The following is a 519-nucleotide window of genomic DNA, read 5'->3' as shown; positions in this document are numbered from 1 at the left end:
GAGTTGCTTAGTGCTTGCCCTTGCCTTTTCCGTTGCCATGTCCATTACCGTGGCCTTGGTTATTGCCTGGGCCGTTACCATAGCCTAGCTTTTTGGCTTGGCCAGGAGGCAATGGTTTGCCACTTTGCAGGCGCTTCACTTGGCCCGGAGGCAAGCTAGCCGGGTACAGCTGACGATGACGACCAATCTGGCCCCAGGGCTGAGCGCCTACATAGTCGATTACTACCGGATGGAAAGAGTTGGGCGAGTAACCGCTGACATTGGCTACGCGGGCCCACTTGCCGTCGCGCTGTACCACGTAGTGCTTGTCGCGCAAGTCATAGTAGCCGCCTACTTCCGGAATGTAGTAGTACTGCGTGCCGGCCGGAGCCGCTGGCCCCCACGAAGGCGGGTTCACGTTAATATTTACCTGCGCCTGGGCTGACTGCGTGAAGCTAGAAAGCGAAAGGGCCAGCAGGCCTGATAAAGCAAGTTTGGGCAAAAGTTGCATGGTTGTGTAGTGAGTGGATGGATAGGAAC

1 protein-coding gene is annotated in these 519 nt (G+C 56.6%); it reads right to left on the bottom strand.

The window, feature by feature from the left end; all coding sequences use genetic code 11:
* Window positions 1–7 precede the first annotated feature (7 nt).
* The coding region (locus ACU8YE_RS24330; RefSeq protein WP_446929941.1) for a hypothetical protein at window positions 8–519 on the bottom strand (512 nt) is incomplete at its 5' end.

This window comes from Ralstonia sp. VS2407 (assembly GCF_052950655.1).
Note: the sequence above shows the minus strand (reverse complement) of the source record. Positions and strands in the feature narration are given on the sequence as shown.